Annotated in this window: 4 protein-coding genes; all 4 read left to right on the top strand. The window is 49.6% G+C overall.

The genetic code is table 11. From position 1 onward, the window contains the following. On the top strand, positions 1-255 hold a 255-nt coding region (locus tag KDK15_RS19790), incomplete at its 5' end, for a DUF4277 domain-containing protein (RefSeq protein ID WP_257297118.1). Further along, positions 233-757, top strand: a complete 525-nt coding sequence (gene ruvC / locus KDK15_RS19795; RefSeq protein ID WP_257297119.1) for a crossover junction endodeoxyribonuclease RuvC — start codon at positions 233-235, stop codon at positions 755-757. The genes KDK15_RS19790 and ruvC, both read left to right, overlap by 23 nt. A gap of 14 nt (positions 758-771) precedes the next feature. Beyond that, a complete protein-coding gene (ruvA, locus tag KDK15_RS19800; RefSeq protein ID WP_257297120.1) occupies positions 772-1,389 on the top strand; it encodes a Holliday junction branch migration protein RuvA in 618 nt (205 codons plus the stop codon). Between the two features lie 20 nt (positions 1,390-1,409). Further along, a complete protein-coding gene (ruvB, locus tag KDK15_RS19805; protein WP_257297122.1) occupies positions 1,410-2,411 on the top strand; it encodes a Holliday junction branch migration DNA helicase RuvB in 1,002 nt (333 codons plus the stop codon). The last annotated feature ends 51 nt before the right edge of the window (positions 2,412-2,462 follow it).

The raw sequence follows: 2,462 nt of genomic DNA on the forward strand, positions 1-2,462 counted from the left end.
CCTCAATTTTCTGCCATCCTCGCTACGGGGTCGCCTGGACGGGCGCTATTCTCGGACAGCCTCCTAGGGCAGACCCTCTACATGATCCCTGAGTTCTTTGAGGACAAGCCGATTGATCGCCTGATTAGTTTCGTAGCCCATTTTGGTCATGCCGTGTTTCAAAATTGTAATGCTGGAAACGTGTATGTATATACAGTATTCTTTTTAACGACACGTTTGGAACAGAAATGGAATGGCCATATTGTTGGGGATTGATCCCGGGTCCAGGATTACCGGGTATGGAATCATTGAGGAAATCGGCAGCCAATGTAAATACGTAGCATCTGGCTGTATCCGAATTCAGGATGGGCCACTACCAGAAAGACTTGCCCGGATTTTTCAGGGTATCAATACGGTTATTGAAATGTACAGTCCCCAATCTGTCGGTATTGAGCAGGTGTTTATGGCACGCAATGCCGACTCTGCCCTGAAGCTCGGTCAGGCCCGTGGAGCGGCGATTGTTGCAGCGGTAAATCATGGTCTTGAAGTTTCAGAGTACTCGGCACGACAGGTGAAACAGGCTGTGGTGGGCAAGGGCTCTGCGGAAAAGTCCCAGGTACAGCACATGATTACTTCAATTCTGAAGTTGGATAAAACACCTCAGGCAGATGCCGCCGATGCGTTAGCAGTGGCATTGTGTCACTCCCACACCCGGGCAAGTCTGGTGCGAATGGCCGGTGCAACGGGTAGAAGAAATCGTCGGTTATTAAGTAGTTAGAAGAGATACTGAATATGATAGGCAGACTTCGTGGTATTTTACTGGAAAAAAAAGCCCCATACCTGCTGATTGAGGCCGGGGGGGTGGGCTATGAAGTTGAAGCGCCGATGTCGGTGTTTTACCGTCTGCCAGAGGTAGGTGTTGAGGCAACGCTTTATACGCATTTTGTCGTTAGAGAAGATGCGCAGTTGCTCTATGGCTTCAGTGACTCCCGGGAAAGAGAGCTTTTCCGTACCCTGATTAAAGTGAATGGGGTTGGCCCGAAACTGGGCTTAACACTGCTTTCCGGAATAGAAGCGTCTGTATTTGTACGTTGTGTCCATGATGGTGACAGTTCCACCCTGGTGAAATTACCCGGGGTTGGCAAGAAAACAGCGGAACGTCTTATCGTGGAGTTAAAAGATAAACTGACTAAATGGGATAGCTCAGCTGCGCAGTTTGATGGCTTGGCTGGAAAGCCATTGGGGCAGGCCACGGAAAAACAGGCGACTGATACTGAACAGGAAGCTGTCAGTGCCCTGGTTGCACTGGGCTATAAACCTCAGGAAGCCAGTAAGGTTATTGGTCGAATTAAAGTAGAAGGTCTGTCCAGTGAAGAACTCATCAGACAGGCTTTAAGAAGTATGATTTAAAATCATTCCTGGAAAAAATTATGATTGAAGCGGATCGCTTAATATCGGCCAGTGAGCGCACCAATGAAGAGGCCCAGGATCGGGCCATTCGACCCGTCAGGTTGAGTGAGTATACAGGGCAGCCAAAAGTCAGGGAGCAGATGGAGATATTTATCCAGGCGGCCCGAAAGCGTGGGGATGCTTTGGATCACACGTTGATATTTGGTCCACCCGGGCTGGGTAAGACAACGCTTTCCCATATTGTTGCCAATGAAATGGGCAGTAATATCCGTTCGACTTCCGGTCCAGTGATTGAAAAAACCGGAGACCTTGCCGCCCTCCTCACTAACCTGGAGGCTAATGACATCCTGTTTATTGATGAAATCCATCGTCTCAGCCCAGCCGTTGAAGAAGTGCTTTATCCGGCCATGGAAGATTATCAGTTGGATATTATGATTGGTGAAGGTCCTGCGGCACGTTCGATCAAACTGGACCTTCCACCCTTTACCCTGGTAGGCGCGACCACCCGTGCAGGGTTGTTGACTTCACCCTTAAGGGATCGGTTTGGTATTGTTCAGCGGCTTGAGTTTTACAATGTGGCGGACCTTAGTTCAATTGTGCTCCGCTCTGCCGGTATTCTCGCAGTGCAGATGAATATCGAGGCGGCCAATGAAGTTGCCCGCCGTTCAAGAGGCACACCCCGTATAGCCAACCGGCTGCTGAGAAGAGTCAGGGATTATGCGGAAGTGAAAGGTGATGGCTCGGTAACCCGTGAACTTGCAGACGCTGCACTGAATATGCTGGATGTGGATGCCAGTGGTTTTGATCATATGGACCGTAGACTGTTGCTGGCTATGATTGAAAAGTTTGATGGCGGGCCAGTGGGCGTTGACAGCCTTGCCGCAGCCATCAGTGAAGAGAGGGACACCATTGAAGATGTACTTGAGCCCTACCTGATTCAACAGGGTTATATAATGAGAACACCAAGAGGTCGGGTATTAACTAAGAGCGCCTATCTACATTTTGGCTATGATTATCCCTAGCCCGGATATTTCATAAACGTGCTCCCGCTCTCGCTTGTCCTTTGCCGCTCT

The organism is Endozoicomonas sp. YOMI1 (assembly GCF_024606345.1).
Classification (GTDB): Bacteria; Pseudomonadota; Gammaproteobacteria; order Pseudomonadales; family Endozoicomonadaceae; genus Endozoicomonas.